At 61.9% G+C, this 14,462-nt stretch carries 15 protein-coding genes; 9 read left to right on the top strand and 6 right to left on the bottom strand.

Annotated elements, in window-relative coordinates; genetic code table 11:
* Positions 1–401 precede the first annotated feature (401 nt).
* Positions 402–1,319, top strand: coding sequence for a prohibitin family protein (locus tag ISS99_RS20045; RefSeq protein ID WP_204633369.1), 918 nt, complete (start codon positions 402–404; stop codon positions 1,317–1,319).
* Positions 1,320–1,397: 78 nt separating this feature from the next.
* Here ISS99_RS20045 and ISS99_RS20040 read toward each other — a convergent pair whose 3' ends face one another.
* The 3 genes from ISS99_RS20040 to ISS99_RS20030 form a co-directional block, all read right to left on the bottom strand.
* Positions 1,398–3,224 carry a GGDEF domain-containing protein gene (locus ISS99_RS20040; protein ID WP_204633368.1) on the bottom strand — a complete coding sequence of 609 codons (1,827 nt, stop codon included), beginning with the start codon at positions 3,222–3,224 and terminating at the stop codon, positions 1,398–1,400.
* A 41-nt stretch (positions 3,225–3,265) separates the two neighbouring features.
* Positions 3,266–3,640 carry a hypothetical protein gene (locus tag ISS99_RS20035; protein WP_204634035.1) on the bottom strand — a complete coding sequence of 125 codons (375 nt, stop codon included), beginning with the start codon at positions 3,638–3,640 and terminating at the stop codon, positions 3,266–3,268.
* A 211-nt stretch (positions 3,641–3,851) separates the two neighbouring features.
* Positions 3,852–4,796, bottom strand: a complete 945-nt coding sequence (locus ISS99_RS20030; protein ID WP_204633367.1) for an SAM-dependent methyltransferase — start codon at positions 4,794–4,796, stop codon at positions 3,852–3,854.
* On the opposite strand from ISS99_RS20030, the gene ISS99_RS20025 reads away from it, so the two are divergent.
* From ISS99_RS20025 to ISS99_RS19995, 7 genes are all read left to right on the top strand, one after another.
* Positions 4,755–5,399: a GIY-YIG nuclease family protein gene (locus tag ISS99_RS20025; RefSeq protein ID WP_204633365.1), complete on the top strand. Its 645-nt coding sequence runs from the start codon at positions 4,755–4,757 to the stop codon at positions 5,397–5,399. The two genes, ISS99_RS20030 and ISS99_RS20025, sit on opposite strands and share 42 nt — an antisense overlap.
* A 61-nt stretch (positions 5,400–5,460) precedes the next feature.
* Positions 5,461–6,207, top strand: coding sequence for a glutathione S-transferase family protein (locus tag ISS99_RS20020; RefSeq protein WP_204633364.1), 747 nt, complete (start codon positions 5,461–5,463; stop codon positions 6,205–6,207).
* Between the two features lie 64 nt (positions 6,208–6,271).
* The gene (locus ISS99_RS20015) at positions 6,272–6,535 is read left to right on the top strand and encodes a DksA/TraR family C4-type zinc finger protein (protein ID WP_204633363.1); all 264 of its coding nucleotides are present in this window, start codon (positions 6,272–6,274) and stop codon (positions 6,533–6,535) included.
* Positions 6,536–6,549: 14 nt separating this feature from the next.
* Positions 6,550–7,053: a cupin domain-containing protein gene (locus ISS99_RS20010; protein WP_204633362.1), complete on the top strand. Its 504-nt coding sequence runs from the start codon at positions 6,550–6,552 to the stop codon at positions 7,051–7,053.
* A 100-nt stretch (positions 7,054–7,153) separates the two neighbouring features.
* Positions 7,154–7,468, top strand: a complete 315-nt coding sequence (locus tag ISS99_RS20005) for a hypothetical protein (RefSeq protein WP_204633361.1) — start codon at positions 7,154–7,156, stop codon at positions 7,466–7,468.
* Between the two features lie 183 nt (positions 7,469–7,651).
* Complete coding sequence (locus ISS99_RS20000; RefSeq protein WP_284343674.1) at positions 7,652–8,377, top strand: creatininase family protein; 726 nt, start codon at positions 7,652–7,654, stop codon at positions 8,375–8,377.
* Between the two features lie 52 nt (positions 8,378–8,429).
* The gene (locus ISS99_RS19995; RefSeq protein ID WP_284343675.1) at positions 8,430–9,593 is read left to right on the top strand and encodes a YncE family protein; all 1,164 of its coding nucleotides are present in this window, start codon (positions 8,430–8,432) and stop codon (positions 9,591–9,593) included.
* A 61-nt stretch (positions 9,594–9,654) separates the two neighbouring features.
* Here ISS99_RS19995 and ISS99_RS19990 read toward each other — a convergent pair whose 3' ends face one another.
* Positions 9,655–10,242: an NUDIX domain-containing protein gene (locus ISS99_RS19990; protein ID WP_204633359.1), complete on the bottom strand. Its 588-nt coding sequence runs from the start codon at positions 10,240–10,242 to the stop codon at positions 9,655–9,657.
* A gap of 80 nt (positions 10,243–10,322) precedes the next feature.
* Between ISS99_RS19990 and ISS99_RS19985 the strand changes: the two genes are divergently transcribed.
* Positions 10,323–11,078: a DeoR/GlpR family DNA-binding transcription regulator gene (locus tag ISS99_RS19985; RefSeq protein WP_204633358.1), complete on the top strand. Its 756-nt coding sequence runs from the start codon at positions 10,323–10,325 to the stop codon at positions 11,076–11,078.
* A gap of 69 nt (positions 11,079–11,147) precedes the next feature.
* Here the strand turns inward: ISS99_RS19985 and fabV are convergent, their stop codons facing one another.
* Both fabV and ISS99_RS23385 read right to left on the bottom strand, forming a co-directional pair.
* Positions 11,148–12,353, bottom strand: a complete 1,206-nt coding sequence (gene fabV / locus ISS99_RS19980) for an enoyl-ACP reductase FabV (RefSeq protein WP_204633357.1) — start codon at positions 12,351–12,353, stop codon at positions 11,148–11,150.
* Positions 12,354–12,470: 117 nt separating this feature from the next.
* On the bottom strand, positions 12,471–14,459 hold the full coding sequence (locus ISS99_RS23385) for a ferritin-like domain-containing protein (RefSeq protein WP_284343676.1): 1,989 nt from the start codon (positions 14,457–14,459) through the stop codon (positions 12,471–12,473).
* Positions 14,460–14,462: the final 3 nt, after the last annotated feature.

The following is a 14,462-nucleotide window of genomic DNA, read 5'->3' as shown; positions in this document are numbered from 1 at the left end:
GCAGGCCCGCCGCGTAAATTCTTCGCAATTTATTTTCGGCGGGGTGCGCTTTTTTCCGGAAAGGGAGGATAATGCCGCGCATTGGCGAAGCATTCGCCCATTCGCGCCTACTGCGCAAAGCAAAGAGCCGTGAACCAGCCATCCTGACGCTGAGCTTTCCTGGCAACGCCGCGCCTCGCGCGCCACTCCCGTTTGAGCCAAGATGCCTCCCATCCAAGGGGGAAGCCACGCATATGTCCGCACCTGATCAGGTCCGCTCCGGCAACTGCCGTCTACCTGCGGTGAAGATTGCCCGGCCCTGAGCCGCTGAGCCTGTAACGCTTCGAAATCCGCAGCCGGACTGCCCGCCGTGGCGGACCTTGCTGCACGTACTTTCACTGCACCTGTAATGGAGAAGATCCATGCTTAATCTGCCGGCCAAGGATTTGCGCGGTTTTTCGGGTCGTTTCGGCGTTGGCGGCTTGCTTGTCGTCATCGTCGTGATCGCGTTGCTGTTAAACAGCGTTTTCGTGGTCTCGCCCAGCGAGGAGGCTGGCACGCGGTGGATGGGCGGTACGCCCATGACCAGTGTGCCGCTGACCACGGGCGTGCATTTCAAGGTGCCGTTCTTCGAAAGCGTCGACCGGCTGCAGACCAGTCGTTCGATCTATACGCTCAACGGACTCGACGTCTACACCAACGACAACCAGAAGGTGACGATCGACGTCAGCCTCATCTACCAGATTCCAAGCTCTGCCGTGATGAACTTGCTGTATCACGTAGGCCGCGCGGGTGCGGTGGATATTGAAGCGACCATCCTGCCGGTGGTGAGGGACCGCGCCTTGGCGGCATTCGCGCAGTACAACACGCTGACCATTTCAGACCAGCGCGCGCAGATCACCGCGCAGATGCGCAAAGACATCAGCGAAGCATTGCTGCGCTTGTTCGACGTGGAGGTGATTGACGTGCAGCTGGTGGGAATCCATTACTCGCCGGTGTTCGACCAGTCCATCGAGGAAGCCGTACGTGCAAAAAACCTGGCGGTGCAGGCGGAAAACACCGTGGCGCAAAAGAAATACGAAGGCGAGCAGAAAACCGTGACGGCCAACGCCGAAGCGACCGCTGCGGTGGAACGCGCCAACGGTGAAGCGCAGGCGACGGTGCTGCAGGCACAGGCGCAAGCCAAGGCGATCCAGACGGTAGGCGACGCGCTGAAGAACAATCCGGAATACGCGCATTTCTACGGATTGCAGCACTGGAATGGCGCGCTGCCGCAAGTCGTGGGAAGCGGCTCGATGCCGATGATCGACCTGAGCAAGGGGCAGGATTCGAGCAAGTAACGGGAGCTGAAACGCGCATTCCGTTTCGGTCGATCCGCTCCCTCCACACGAGGGAGCGGATCGCGCAGAGGGAGATGCTTACTTGCCCGCCGCGTAATCGAAGGGTTCGCGCCCCGGCGGAACGGGAACGGGGCGGGCGCCCGAGGCACTGGTGCGCGTAGCGCTGCCGGAGGGCGATATGTTGATCACCACGCGATTGCGGCCGTCGCGCTTGGCGCGATAAAGCGCTTCGTCAGCAGCGATCAACAGCAGATGCAGGTCGTGGCCGTGGTGAGTTGTCGAGGCGATGCCGAGGCTGACCGAAATGGGGATGCATTCGTCTTCCTCCCGCGAGCAGGTATAGATGGCAAGGCGGATCTGCTCGGCGCGCTCGATCGCCACTTCGGCGCTGCAGTCGGTCAGCAGGATGCCGAACTCCTCGCCGCCCAACCGGCCGAAGATGTCGTTGGAATGCAGGTAGCGCTGGCATATCGCGACGGCGTGGCACAGCACCTGGTCGCCGGCTACGTGGCCATGGGTATCGTTGATGGCCTTGAAGTGATCGAGATCGATCAGCAGCAGGCTGGCCGGTTGCGTGGACTTCGCCGCAAAGCGCAGCGCCTGTTCCGCCTCGTGGACGAAGTGCTGGCGGTTGTAGATATCGGTCAGCCCGTCGTGGTGCGCCATGCGCATGAAGCGAAGCTGTGAGCGTTTGAGGCGATAAAGCCACAAAACGATCGAGGCAAGCACGGTAAGCAGCAGGGCGATATACAGGCGGCTGGCTTCCACCGCCTTGTGGTCCAACGCCTGCTGCAGTTCAAGAATCTGGTTTTGCTTGCTGAGCGAATTCAGCTCTACTTTCTTGGCCTCTACCTGCTGCTTGACGAGTTGATAGGCAAGCGCTTTTTCTCGTACGTCGTCCAGGCGAGTGTTGTCCGTGCTCATGTACTTTTCGTGGTACACAAGGGCCTCGCTCAGATTGCCTTTCTCCCGGGCGATCTGGTAGAGCAGTTGATAGGCCTTGCTCAGTGCCGCTACATAATCGGCTTTAGAAGCAACGTCAACGGTTGCCGTGGCATATTTTTCCGCCAGGGACGCGTCATTTTGCTTCCAGTACGCTTCCGCGAGCAGATCGTCGTACCCGGCGATCACTTCCGGATATTGGAGCTTCGACACTTCGGTGTAGGTGCCTTGCAGCAATGCAATGGCATCGGTGAGCTTGCCCTGCTCAACTTCAATGCTCGCTATGTCCTTGCGCAATCTATCGGCTATGAGCAAATGGCCAGCCGCTATGCACGTTTGGACGCCACCCTGAAGTTGTGAGAGCAGTGACTCGGTATGTGGCCCTTTGAGGAACTCGGTATCAAGTTTGATGTTGTTTCCGATGCAGCTGTAATCGTTTGCAGCAGGAATCTGCATGAGCTGCTCGGCATAACTTATGGCGAGATCGTACTGTCCTGCTTCCGACAATAGCTGTGCGGCTTCTGCCAGGACGTGCTGGCGTGTGCTGTTGCGGACGATGTGAGGAAGCTCATCGAGTGCCTGGTCAAGATAAGAGAATGCCTCCTCGTAGTGATGGCTGTTGGACAGGATGTTGATGATGGTCGCCCTGGCCTGTTCCTGCAGATCGTCGTCGGATGCCTGCTTTATTACATCGCCAAGCAACCGGAGTGCTTTGTCATTCTGGCCGACATAGGTCGCCTGCCAGCCCTCCAGGTAGCGAAGATGCCATTTGTCCGTTTCAGACAGCGTGGACGACCGATTTTCGAGCTGTGCAATCAGTTTTACGTAGCTGGCATTGTCAACCAGCTTGATTTCATCGGCGCGGGCGAAAAGCCGCGCCGTATCGTCGGGAGTGGCGTTGGCGGTGGCGGTGGCGCCAATCGACGCACAGATAAACGTGCTCAGCAGCGCCGTGACTGCCAAGCACGTGTAACGCGTGGCGCCTCTAGCAGGCATTTTCCGTGCTACGACTGGCTGCGCGACGATGTGAAAGACGATCCGCCGATCTGATTTGAAGATTTGTTTCCGGCGGGATTTGCCTTGTCGTTCTCTTCGTCCTCTTCCTCGCCCGGTGCGGGTGTCGGAGCCGGCGTCGGCTTCGGCTTCGGTATCTCGTGTGGCGTCGGCGAAGGCGAAGGCGAAGGCGTCAATATCGAGTTGCTCGTTTTTGCCTGCCCCAGCAGTGCACGTACCAGCGCCGCATTTTCGGCCAGGATGGCGTCGCTCATTGGGCCTGCGATATCTGCCTGGATCAGGGCCAGTTCGACCTCATCCCTGGAGGCGTGTCGCAAACGCGCATCGCTCCCCATTTTTTCCAAAAAATCGACCACGGTGGACATTCAGGCAACCCCCTGTTGAGCTACAGCAATTTGACATTATCCCTGCTGCGCCGCTCCTCCGAATCCTGGAACGGCGGCGGGCCAGCGCCCATCATAGCTCGGCACGAGCTTCGGCACGTGGCACTGTGCCGAAGGCAATAGGCGGACCACTTTGCGGCGTGATCTCGAAGTGGTCGTTCACGATTGTGAAAAGCTAATCCTTGCTGGCTACTCAACCTGAAAGGAGCGTCCCCAGTTCGCTGTCCAGCGCGTGCAGCTGCGCCAGGACGCCGGGGTCCATTTCCATGCCGCGTGCGGGTGGAATGGCCAGTGTGTCCGTCATGCCGACTTCCGCCCGGGGCAACATTTCGAGCGCCAACCGCTCGATACGCGGCGTTTGAATGGGCAGGGTTGCAGCCTGGTAAATAATGACCTCGTGATCCAGTGGATAGTCGCGCGCCAGGATTTCCACCAATACCTGCCTGTAGGCGGGCCCGGTGGTAGTGCGGAGGTTGGTCTTGTCGCCGGCCAGGCCTATCTGCCACAGGATCAGCCAGGCGCTCGGATCGATGCGCCGCCGGTAAAGCATGAATTGGCTGGTTTCGTAGTGCTGGCAGCCGAAAGTGGCAGGATCTATGCCGATGTCGGCATATAAACAGTCCTCAGAGGAGATGCCCGGCTCCATCTGCGCCGGAAAGCCTTCGCTGCGAGCCGTTTCGACGGCTTTGTGCGGCGCCCAGGCGAAAACGCCGGGATGGCCGTAAAACACTCCGCAAACGCGCTTGCCGGCACGGACCTCGGTCATCATGGCCTCCACCATTTCCCGGTAGGTATCTAGGCGTGATTTACCTTCCGCGTAATAGGGCTGCAGGCTGCGCGTGTCCGGGTTCATGCCTTTGAGCCACAGCTCGACCACGCCATCGGAGACCCCCATGAACACCACGTCGGCCTGCTCGATGTGGCTGCGGGCCAGTGCGCCGATGTGCGAACCCAGGGTGATGCCGATGCCCACGCAGGCCAGGCTGCCTTTGGATGACGGTGCTTGGTTCAATCGTTTCTCCCCCGAACGGCTAGCGGCGAAGTATTGCCCGATAATCGTTGCCGGTCGAGTTGCCCGGACATCCTGGGAAGTGCTGTGAACGAGCCGGATGCGTATCTCAACCTGGATGTCTTGCATGAGCCTCGCCGAGGGCGGACTTTTGTCTACGTGCTGCCAAGCATGGGAGAAGACCTGACCAAGGTGGGCTTTACCCATGACCCCGTCCAGCGCTTCCGCAGCTTTCATCCGCGCTTCTTCGCGCTGTTCGACCTGGAGCAGGGGATGCTGATCGAGACGCGTGCACTGCGCGATGCGCGGCGCGTGGAGCGACTGCTGATCGAACGCTGGCCGGAGCATCGGGCCAGCGCTCCGTTATTGGTGTCGGAGGCGGCGGGAGGGCATACCGAGTGGTTTCGCGGCATCGCCGGCGAAGTCGGCGCCTTTGCTGGCCGGATTGCCGAGCGCTATGGATACGACGTGCACGCGCCGTTGCGAGCCTGGTTTCATCACCGTTTTACGGAGCGCGCCGATGCGCTCTATGAGTGGTCATCGCGCTTGCTGGACCTGATCGAGTGGCAGGCGCTCAATCTGCCGGTGCAGGCGCGCGATGCTCGTCCCGCGAAGGTCCTGGCCGATACGCTCGATGCCTGCAAGGCGGTAGGCATCGATCTTTCCGGGCTGGTATCGCCCAGCGTGCTGGAATGGCACGAATGCGGTGGCACAATCCCCAGGCGTTGCTGACACGACGGTGTCAGCAGCAGGCCCCCAAGCTACGCCTACCTTCCTGTTGCGAGCCATGGACATGTCGCCTTCGACCCTCACTCTTTACGCTACCCGCGCCGGTTTCGGCATGCCCGATACCAGCCCGTTCGTGATCAAGACCGAAGTGCAGCTGAAAATGGCCGGATTGGCTTACCAGCGGGAATCGTGCATTCCGCCGCAGGCGCCGAAGGGCAAGGTGCCCTACATCGTCGACGATGGCGAGGTGGTTGCCGATTCCACTTTTATCCGCGAACACCTGGAACGCAAATACGGGATCGACCTGGATGCCGGGCTGGATTCGCGCCAGCGCGCGGAATCGTGGGCGATCGAGCGCCTGCTCGAAGATCACCTGTACTTCGCCATGGTCTGGTTCCGCTGGATCGTTCCGGAGAATTTCGCCAAGGGACCGGCGCGCTTTGCCGACTTCGCCCCTGAAGCCGAACGCGAGCAACTGCGCCAGCAAATGCAGGCGCGCAAGCAGGAGGATATGCGCGCGCACGGCATCGGGCGCCACTCCGCCGAGGAGATAGCCCGGCTGGGCGAGCGCTCCATCGAGGCTGTGGCGCAGTGGCTCGGTGGCCGCCGTTACCTCATGGGCGAGCGGCCCAGCAGCGTGGACGCCACGGCATTGGGCGTACTCGCCTCGGTACTGACCCCGTTCTTCGATACGCCCTTGCGGCAGGCCGTTCTGGCCCGCTCGAACCTGGTGGCCTATGTGCACCGGATGATGGGGCATTACTACCCCGATCACGTATGGGAGCCGGTGCTGAATGCCCAGACAGCATGAAGCTGCGCCGCTCGTGGACGGCGAGTAACATGACAGGCTCGTCGGTAAGTTTCAGGAGGCTCCCATGGCCACCGGTTGGGCTGGCGATGGCGCCGTGCAGGACCAGATCGACGCCACGGTCAACGATGCCGTCCAGCGCGCCAGGCGCCAGTTGAAGAAAGGCCCTGGTTTGACGCATTGCCAAGAGTGCGATGCGCCCATTCCCGAAGCACGGCGCAACGCCGTGCCCGGGGTGCGCCTGTGCGTCGCATGCCAAGAGGCACAGGATGCCGAGCGTACGGCTGCGCTCTATAACCGGCGTGGCAGCAAGGACAGTCAACTTCGTTGAGCAATGGAGCTTCGATGACGGAAAGAGCACGGGAACTGGCCGGCAAGCTGATTCGCAATTTCAATGCAGCGAGCACGGTGCGCGAAACGCGCGATCCGCTTTACGACACGGTTTGCGCACGCCTGGGTACCGGCACCGCGGCGAGCAAGCTGGGTGCATCCATCGATACGGTGGCGCCGGGCAAGCGGTCCTGCCCATATCATTTTCATTACGCGCAAGAGGAAATGTTCATCGTGCTGGAAGGCTCGGGAAGCTTGCGCGTGGCTGGAGAGTTGCTGCCGATCGGTTGCGGCGACGTGATCTTCATTCCGCCGGGGCCCGATTATCCGCATCAGATCATCAATACCTCCGATGCGCCGCTGAAATACCTGTCGATCAGCACGCGTGAGACACCTGAATTGGTGGAGTATCCGGATTCGGGCAAATATTCAGCTATTGCCTACCAACCGGATGCGACACGCGTAAGTGTGGTGCAACGCGCTGAAAACGGTCTCGATTATTGGGACGGCGAACCTTAAGGGAAGCTCACAGGCAGCGACGGCGTAGACGCGCTGATGACAAAATTCCGCGTCGCTTGGTGATAGGCTGGGTTCTTCCCCTTCCAGCGAGGAGCCGTCCATGGACGTCAGCTTCAAAAATTGGGGTGAGGCTGTTGCGTTTGTCTCTGCACGCACTGACATGGCGCTTGAAGGCCTGATGGCGTTGAGTGCGCAACAGATGGTGGATCAACAAGTGATTGCTGCGCTGCTGGCATCGCATTCCCATCTGCGGGACGCGGCCGATACCTGGCGGCAAATGGCCTCGGCGACGCTGCCGATCACGCTGGTACGCAGTCTGCAGGACGACCAGCCAGAGTCGGTGCGCGAGGTGTATTCGGAGCGCATCGCGTATTGGGAAAGCGTTTTTCGCCGGGCCATCCCCGCCAGCGAATGAGGCAAAACGCAGGCAAATCATCGGGCAGGCGTGCATGAGCAAGTGGGGCATGCAACCATATGGCACTGCATCCCCTTTGCCGTATTCGCCACCATGCATGATTCATTACGACGCGTTATCGCGTCTGTCGTTTTGCTGATCGCCGCCAGTGCATCGCTTGCGCAAACGCCGCGGACTGTCCAGGTGCAAGACCTGACCTGGACGGAGCTGCGCGACCAGGTTCGCGCGGGCAAGACCACGCTCATCATTCCCATCGGCGGCACGGAGCAAAGCGGGCCGTACGTGGCAGTGGGCAAGCACAACGTGCGTGCGCAATACCTCGCCGACGCGATCGCGCAAAAGCTGGGCAATGCGCTGGTGGCACCGGTGGTTGCCTACGTGCCGGAGGGCGGCTATGCGCCGCCGACTTCGCACATGCGCTTCCCAGGTACCATCACCATTCCCGACGACGTCTTCGAAAAGCTGCTGGAGTCGGCGGCCAACAGTTTCGCCGTGCACGGCTTTCGCAATATCGTTTTCCTGGGCGATCACGGCGGTTACCAGAAAGACCTGAAGCTGGTGGTGGATCATCTCAACAAGACCTGGGCCGGTACCAACGCGCGTGCCTTCCTGCCGCCGGAGTATTACCAGGCTTCTTCGGAAGGCTTTGCCCAGATCCTGCGCCAGCGCGGCTACCGCGACGACGAAATTGGCACGCATGCCGGCCTGGCCGATACCTCGCTGCAGCTTGCCGTTGCACCGCAAATGGTGCGCCTGAATGCGCTCAAGGCCAGCCCGAAACTGGGTGCGGCCGACGGCGTGTATGGCGGCGATCCGCATCGTTCCAGCGCCGAACTCGGCCAATTGGGGGTCGATGCTATAGTTTCGCGCACGGTCGACGCCATCCGGAAAGATACGGCGGGGCGCTGACGCCGACCGGCTGAAAACAAATCCGTTGTCTTCTCTACCTAGGGAAATTGCTGTGAAATCTGATCGTTTTGGGCGTCTTGCCTCGTTTGCCGGTGCCGTGCTGGCAGGTCTGTGTATCTCTGCCGCCGCCGTGGCGCAAACGGTAACCACCGTTCCCGGCATGCCGCCGGTGACCAATCCCAGCGACATGTACAGCAACGCCGGCAGCAACATGTTCAGCCCGGCGGTGAAGGGCGCCTTGACGCGCATCTACGTGCCCAACCTGCGCTCCAACGATGTCTACGTGATCGATCCGACCACCTTCACCGTGGTCGACAAATTCAAGGTCGGCCGCAGCCCGCAGCACGTGGTGCCGGCGTGGGACCTCAAGACGCTGTGGGTCACCAATAACGCCGAAGGCCGCAACGACGGCAGCCTTACCCCGATCGACCCGATGACCGGCAAGCCGGGCAAGGAAGTGATGGTCGACGATCCGTACAACATGTACTTCACGCCGAACGGCCAGGAAGCGATCGTGGTCGCCGAAGCGCATGCGCGCCTGGATTTCCGCGATGCGCACACCATGGCGCTGAAGCACAGCCTGGAAGTGCCCGAATGCAAGGGCATCAACCACGCCGATTTCTCCATCGACGGCAAGTACGCGATCTTCACCTGCGAATTCGGCGGCAAGGTGGCCAAGATCGACATGGTCAACCAGAAGGTCGTGGGCTACCTCGAATTGCACAAGGGCGGCATGCCGCAGGACATCCGCGTCTCTCCGGACGGCAAGGTGTTCTATGTGGCCGACATGATGGCCGACGGCGTGTTCCTGATCGACGGCGACAGCTTCACCAAGATCGGTTTCATCAAGACCGGCATCGGTACCCACGGCGAATACCCCAGCCGCGACGGTACCAAGCTGTATGTCGCCAATCGCGGCTCGAACAAGGTGCACGGCCCGCGCAACGGCCCGGGCAGCGTGTCGGTGATCGATTTTGCCACGCGCAAGGTCGTCGCCAACTGGCCGATCCCCGGTGGCGGCAGCCCGGATATGGGCAACGTTTCCGCCGATGGCAAATGGTTGTGGCTGTCGGGCCGCTTCGATGACGTGGTGTACGCGTTCGACACGGCCACCGGCAAGGTGAAGATCGTCAAGGTCGGCATGGAGCCGCACGGCCTGGCCGTGTGGCCGCAGCCCGGCCGCTACTCGCTGGGGCATACCGGCATCATGCGTTGAGTTTGAGATGCAGTGGAAAAGGGCCGGTTTACCGGCCCTTTTTTATTGCGCGTCGCATGAGTCAAGCGGCGAAGATGTGCAACGCCGCGTACTGCAGCAGCATGATGGTCTTGCCGTCGCAAATTTCCCCGCGCCACACCATTGCCATCGCTTCGTCGAACGGCAGCTCCATCACTTCGATGTCCTCGCCTTCGTCTTCGAGGCCGCCGCCTTGGCCGACTTTTGAACCGGCATCGTATTCGGCGACGAAGAAGTACAGCTTTTCCGTTACCGAGCCAGGGCTCATGAAAGCCTCGAACACCTTGCGAACCTCGCCCACGCGGTAGCCGGTTTCTTCTTCGGCTTCGGCGCGAATGCGCTGCTCGGGTGAGGCCTGGTCGAGCAGGCCGGCAGGTGTTTCCACCAGCATGCCGTGGTGGCCATTGACGTAGGCGGGAAAGCGGAACTGTCGAACCAGCACCACGCGGCGAGAGGCAAGCTGGTACAGCAGCAGGGTGGCGCCGTTGCCGCGATCGTAGGTTTCCCGCTGCTGGCGTTGCCAACTGCCGTCGGCGCGCAGGAAGTCGAAGGTGGTTTTCTTCAACAGGTACCAGTCGTCGGAAAGCACCTGGCTCGAAATCAGGCGTATGCGTTCGGCGGTTTCGCTCATCGCTGGGGTCCTGGGGGAGGGGTTGCTAAAAACGGTATCGTGCAATATCGTGCATTGTCAATGAATATCGTGCAAACGCCATGCTGACCAGTCATCGAAAACAAGCCATCCTGGCTGCGTTGCAGCGGGATGGGCAGGTGGTCGCCAAGGTTCTGGCTGAGGCTTTTGACGTCTCAGAGGACACCGTTCGGCGCGATTTGCGCGAACTTGCGGCGGAGGGTCTGCTGCAACGGGTGCATGGCGGGGCCTTGCCTTCCTCGCCGGCCGCCGGCGATTTCGTGCAAAGACAGCAGATCAGCGTCGATGCCAAATCAGCCATCGCACGCGCAGCGGCCAGCCTCATTTCATCGGGACAGGTGGTGATCCTGGACGGGGGAACGACCTGCGTACAGCTGGCCGGGCAGCTTCCCGAGACGCTGCGGGCGACGGTGGTGACGCACAGCCCCAGTGTCGCGGTGGCGCTGGTCGATCACCCGGGTGTCGAGGTGGTGATGATCGGCGGACGCCTGTTCAAGCATTCCATCGTGACGGTAGGTGCGGCGGCGATCGAAGCCATCGGCCACATCCGCGCCGATATCTACTTCATGGGTGTTACCGGGGTGCATGCCAGCGAAGGCTTGAGCACGGGTGACCTGGAGGAGGCGTACGTGAAACGCGCGCTGGTGGCGCGTGCCGCGGAAGTGGTGGTGTTGGCTTCGGCGGAGAAGCTCAATGCCGCGTCGCCTTATGTGATTGCGGAGGCGACTGCTGCCACGACTTTGGTGGTGGACGGCGATACGCCCGAGGCGGTGACCGATCCGTTTGCGAAGCTCGGTATTGCGATTCTGCGTGCCTGAGCGGTCGGCAATCCCGCCGGGCGGGAATGACGACTCTGCACGAAGTGTTATCGAAGTGCGCTGAGCTGCTCAGGATTCGACGACGTCGAAATGCACGTCCGGACTCACGTCCGCGTCGTAATCGATGTCTTTGCGATCGAAGCCAAACAGCTTCAGGAACTCGTGCTTGTAGCCGGCGTAGTCCGTGTCCTGCCACAGGTTTTCGGTGGTGACGGTGGGCCACAGCGCCTTGCATGCCTGCTGCACGTCATCGCGCAGTTCCCAGTCGTCCAGGCGCAGGCGGCCTTCCTGGTCGGTTTCCGGCGCCTTGCCGTCCTGGCGATACAGGCACTGATGGAACAAGCGGTTGATCTGCTCGATGGTGCCTTCGTGGATGCCTTTTTCCTTCATGATGCGGAACACCATGGAGACATACAGCGGAATCACCGGAATGGCCGAGCTGGCCTGGGTGACGACGGATTTCATCACGCCGACATAGGCGTGCAGGCCTTCGGCGGCATGGCGCGTGCGCAGTTCGCGCGCAGTGTTGTCCAGATGCTGCTTGGCCTGGCCCAGCGTGCCGTGCCAGTAGATCGGCCAGGTGATTTCGGTGCCGACGTAGCTGTAGGCGATGGTGGTGGCGTCCTTGGCCAGCACGCCGGCCTTGCTCAGCGCGTCGATCCACAGCGCCCAGTCTTCACCGCCCATCACGGTGACGGTGTCCTTGATTTCCTGCTCGGTGGCCGGCTCGACCGTGGCCTGCACGACGGTGTCGCGGTTGGTGTCGACCGACGATGCCGTGAAGGTGTTGCCCATGGTCTTCAGTGCCGAGCGCACCACTTCGCCGGTATCGGGCAGCTTGCGCACAGGCGATGCCAGCGAATAGACCACCAGGTCGATCGGGCCGCCCATTTCGTTCTTGATCACTTCGATCGCGCGCTGGCGGGTCTCGTGCGAAAAGGCATCGCCGTTGATCGAGCGGCTGTACAAGCCGGCCTGCTTGGCGAGCTTGTCGAATGCGGCCGAGTTGTACCAGCCGGCCGTGCCGGGCTTGGCCTCGCTGGAAGGCTTTTCAAGGAACACGCCGAGGGTGGCGGCGCCATGGCCAAAGGCGGCCGTGATGCGCGATGCCAGTCCGTAGCCGGTCGAGGCGCCGATCACCAACACCCGCTTGGGGCCGGCCGCGAAGGCGCCGCTGGCCTTGGTGATGTCGATTTGTTCCTGCACGTTTTTCTCGCAACCGAGCGGATGCGCCGTAATGCAGATAAAGCCACGAACCTTGGGATGGATGATCACGAAGAGCCCTCACGCGACGACAAGCCGCGTATTGTAAAGGCAGGGACGAACATTCGCTGGCGAAGGGCGCGCGGCACCCTGTTTCGTGGGAAGCAGGGGCCGGTTGGCAGGGTGAGCTCAGGCCCCGTCGGCGACGAAACCGACCTTTGCATGGCTCCCATCGCAGAACGGCTTGTTCTGGCTATGCCCGCAGCGGCACAGGAACGCACTGGTGACCCGGGCGACCATGCGGCCGGTGCCGCTGGTGATCTCCAGGTTGCCGCGCACTTTCAGCGGCCCGTTGAGTTGCGGGTCGATGTGCAGCGGACCGTTGCGCACGGCCAATGCCTCGGTCGCATCGCCGGTGGGTGGCTCGCCCGTTGCGGTGAAGCCGGCATCGTGGTGCGAGCCGTCGCAGAAAGGTTTGTTTTTCGAGGCGCCGCACCGGCACAAGGTGGCGCGATAGCCGGCGAAGCCGCCGTTGAGGCGAAGATCGCCGCGAAAAGCGTAAGGGCCGGCTTCGCGGGTTGCGGCGAGATTGACCGGCGGGGCCGATTCCTCCGGACGCCCGTCGTGCCTCTGGTAACGAATCGCACCCGAAGGGCAAGCATGCGCGATATCCACCAGGCGCTCCGCATCCATCGTGTCGGGATGGATCCACGGACCCTGTACGTTGGCCAGGAACACAGTAGGCGCACCCGTTACGCAGAAACGCGCGTGAATGCAGCGCTTCGTTTCGAACAGGATCGTGAGCTGCTTGCCGTCGACCTGCTCGATGCCATCCTGCACGGATGCGGCGGGCGCGGGGGTGGGAGCCGGCGAAGTGGTGTTTGGGGAGGCTGCGGCAGGTATGGCCCACGGCGCCGGACGGGTGAGGTCGAAGTCCTGCTTGGCGCGTTGCGCCAGCCGGGCAAGGATCGATGCCGCGGCTGTCGTGCGCGGATCGCCCGGTTCACGCATGCGCTCCGCCGCTTCGGCCAGTTGCTGGAAGCGCTCGCAGAAAAAGCGGCGCGCGCCGGGACCGGGCGGTAGCGCGGAAGCATCGCGCAAGGTGATGAACGACACGCCCGCATGACAGTTCGGATTCGATGGACCGGCCGGCAAGCGCGCGGCGCGCTCGGCCAAGGGCGTCAGAGCGTGCATGAGGCCGATGGCCAGATCCAGCGACAAGGTCTTGTCCGGATCGCCTTTGGGCACGGCATAGGTATAGGCAAGCAGGCGCAGCATCAAACCGTAGGCGGCATTGGCCAGGTCGACCGTAGCGATGGCGCGCTCGTCCTCGATCCACACCCGCCCTTCGGGACGCGGCGGGCGGCGTAGCACGGGATTGGTGGCTGCCGGAAAGGCCGGTACGAAATCGGGATCGGCGGCCAGCAACTGCTGATACTCCGCACGGATCGAAGCAAATTTCTGGTAATGCGAATCGGCGGTATTGTGCTGCGCGCCTTCGCCCTGCGTGATGATGGCGTTGAATGCCGCGAGCGCGGTTTTCAGGCAGATCACGCGCTTGGCGCCAGGCAGGGCGACTTCCTCGGACGACAATTGCAGCGATGCGTCGCCGCACATCGCGCCGTCTTCGCCGTGCGCTTCGGCCAGCAGGCGCAGGCCGTTGCCCAGGGTCTGGTAGAAGGCGCCGACGGTGTCGTAATCCATGCCCATGGGGGTCAGGCGCGGGCCGGTGGCGCCGCGCGAGAACACGCGCTCCGGCGCAAAGCCGTCGCCGTCCGGTTCGTTGGAGTCGGCCGGTCGTTCCAGGTAGATGAAATGCTGCAAGGTTGCCGCGTTGAATGGCGCGAGTTTTACGACTACGCCGGCTGGCAGATAACCGGGATCGAGCGGGAAGTTGGAGCGCCCGATGCGCGGCGCTCCACCCAATGCGACGGTAATGTTCCACACCGCCATCAGGTGGCCCATTTCTTCCGTGGCCACTTGCAGAATGAGATGGCGCCAGCGCGTGACCGCTTCCAACTGCTCGGCTGTCAGCCCTTCGTCGATCGACGATTTCAGCGAGAAGGCCGCGTACAGATAGGTGCACATCAGGCAGTGCTCGAGCTCGGCCGCCTCGTAGAGAGCGTGCAGCGCCTGCTCGCGGCTAGGCGTGGAATGCAATGGGCTGTAGCTGACCACAAC

This window comes from Dyella mobilis (assembly GCF_016904945.1).
Taxonomy (GTDB): domain Bacteria; phylum Pseudomonadota; class Gammaproteobacteria; order Xanthomonadales; family Rhodanobacteraceae; genus Dyella_B; species Dyella_B mobilis.
Note: the sequence above shows the minus strand (reverse complement) of the source record. Positions and strands in the feature narration are given on the sequence as shown.